This is a genomic window from Cryobacterium glaciale (assembly GCF_004402535.1).
GTDB lineage: Bacteria > Actinomycetota > Actinomycetes > Actinomycetales > Microbacteriaceae > Cryobacterium > Cryobacterium glaciale.
Genome location: NZ_SOEY01000017.1, coordinates 1 through 2,635 on the forward strand (window position 1 = coordinate 1; position 2,635 = coordinate 2,635).

The following is a 2,635-nucleotide window of genomic DNA, read 5'->3' on the forward strand; positions in this document are numbered from 1 at the left end:
TGTGTTTTGTCAACTTGAGGTCGGCCATTTGAGCGATAAATATCCGGCCAGTGCGGCACTGTTTCCGGCCAGTTGAGCACCGTGGTCGGAACAGCCGGTTCTCGGGGGTATTTTCGTCGCCGGGCTGGTGTGCTGGCGGCTATTTCATGAGGGCGTGTTTGACCCTGTAGGACTCGCCACGGAACTGGAGGAGCCGGCCGTGGTGCACGATGCGGTCGATGACGGCGGCGGCCATGTTGTCGTCTCCGAACACGGTTCCCCAGCGCGAAAACTCGTGGTTTGTGGTGATGATCAGGCTTTGTTTTTCATAACCGTCCGCAATGACTTGGAACAGGAGCCGGGCGCCTTCGGTATCGATCGGCAAATATCCAAATTCGTCGATCGCGAGCAGACGGTTTTTCGCGATGGACGCCAGCTCTCGATCGAGCCGGCCTTCGTCCTGGGCGCGGCGCAGCTGCATGACCAGCGAGGAGGTGGTGAAGAAGCGTGCCGGGACGCCCTGGTGGCAGGCGGCGGCGACCAGCGCGCTGGCGAGGTGGGTTTTGCCGGTGCCGACATCACCATAGAGGACGAGGTCCTCGGCCCGGTTAATGAATTCCAATGACGTCAGCTCGTCCCGGCCGTAATCCTCAGGGAACTTGACGTTGGAATAGTCAAACCCGGTCAGCGATTTCAATGCGGGCAGCCGGGCGGCCGTCAGGAGTCGTTGGCGGCGTGAGGCCTGTCGGGATTCGTGCTCGGCCGTGAGCATGCCGTGCAGATATTCGCGTTGCTTCGGGGTGCCCTTCTCCGCCCATTCGGCCAGCACGGAATGGGTCAGTGACGCCTGCCGGCCGGTATCCATAATGTCTTGAACGGTGATGAGGGTCATGCGATCTCTCCAGTCGCAGTGGTGACGGTCGTGAACGTGTCGGTGCCAGCGGTGGTGGTGAAGATGTCATAGACACTCAGGTCCACGTTGTCCGCCGGTGGGGCGCTGCCGTCGGCCAAGCGCCGAGCGAGCATCCCCAACGCGGCGATGTCCGGAGTATCGCCGCGCTGGATGAGCAGGTCGGCGGCGTGGATCGCAGCGTCGAACCCGGCCGAACCACTCGCGGCATCGACGGCGCTGAGCAGACGGCGCCGGTTGGTGGCCGTGGCGGTGTCGAGCCAGTCCCGCACCAGGTCGGGAACCAACGGCCGCAGCTGGGAGTGACTCCAGGCGCCGGGCTTGGTCACCAGCAACGGCAGCAACGATGCGGGTTCGAAAATGGTCTCCGTCTGCCGGCCGAACGCCCGCGGGAACGACCGGACCGGGGTGGCCTGCTCGTCAAGGATCTCGACCACATCATGCCGCAACCCGACGGTGAGGGTGCGGCTGTGGAAGGAGGACCCGGCCGCGTAGGTGTTCCCGTCAATGAGGAGGTTCCCGGTCTTGTCGGCCGTGCGGGACTCGTAACGCACCGGGTCGAACCCCACTCCGGGTAAGGCCAGAGATGCAGCAACGTCCTGGGCGAAGAGTTCACCCACCGGCAGGCCCTTGCGATAATGCACCGTCTTCGCCAACGCCAGGCACCGCGCCAACAACACGTCGTTGAGCCCCTGCAGGGAGGCCGCTTCCGGCTCGGGAACCATCAGGTTCCGGCGGAGGAACCCGACGGCGTTTTCCACGTTGCCCTTCTCATTACCCGAGTACGGATTGCAGTAGCGAGACTCCGACCGGTAGTGCAGCTTGAACGCGCCGAACAGTTTCGTCTCGACAATCTTCGGTCCGACCCGGCGTCCGATGCCGGTGGCGTTGTCAAAGACCATGGTCCGGGGTGCGGCACCGATGTGGTCGAACACGGTGCGCAGCCCGTGGCAGACGCACTCGGCTGTTTCGCCGCGGTAGGCCTGAACGAAGCGCATGTTCGAGAACGGGAACGTGACGACGAAGATGTGCAGGACCTGCCGGGTCCCGGCGATGATGGCCTCGGCCTGCCCGAAATCGACCTGCGCGGTGCCGGCCGGCCAGACCAGCTCGGTGAATCCCTCCCCGGCGTGCCGGTGCTGCGCTTTCCACTTCTTGACGAAGCGTTGCACCGGCGAATAGCTGCCGAGGTAATCCTGCTCGGCGACCAACCGGTCAAAGACCCGCTGGGCGGTGTGGCGTTGTTTCCGCGGCCGCTGCTGGTCTTCACCCAGCCACCGCTCCATGGTGTCTTCGAACCCGGTCAACACCGACCCGGCGGGCCTGGGCACCGGCGTCGGCGGCTTCGGCGAGTAGTCCTGCTGACCGGTGTATTTCGTCACCGAATCACGGCTCACCCCCAACCGGCGGGCGATTTCACGTCCCGCGATTCCGTGGGAGTCGAGAGTTCTGATATTTTCTTGCACGGACATGGGTACCGTCATCTGCTTCCTGGTTCCTTCCGGCGCGACCGCTTGGCAGTAGCTACGCCTTAAGGAACCTATCGAGGGGTGGCGGGCCCATGTCTCCAACGCTCTGGAGCGGGCCGCGGCCACCGGGTGATCTCAAACATTGCGTACCCCCGAAACCACCGTCGTGGCGGGGAGTTGCCTGGCCTGATAATTAGCGCTCTTTCGGCAGGAAACCAGCCACTAACTTGGCAGGATTTCAGCGCCGAAACGGCCTACAAAGAGTTGATCACACACA

General features: G+C 63.6%; 2 protein-coding genes. Both read right to left on the minus strand.

What is annotated here, in order from left to right:
• Positions 1-139: 139 nt before the first annotated feature.
• Complete coding sequence (gene istB / locus E3O06_RS08110; RefSeq protein WP_174843217.1) at positions 140-871, minus strand: IS21-like element helper ATPase IstB; 732 nt, start codon at positions 869-871, stop codon at positions 140-142.
• Positions 868-2,361, minus strand: a complete 1,494-nt coding sequence (istA, locus tag E3O06_RS08115) for an IS21 family transposase (protein WP_134502576.1) — start codon at positions 2,359-2,361, stop codon at positions 868-870. The genes istB and istA overlap by 4 nt, the downstream gene beginning before the upstream one ends.
• Positions 2,362-2,635: the final 274 nt, after the last annotated feature.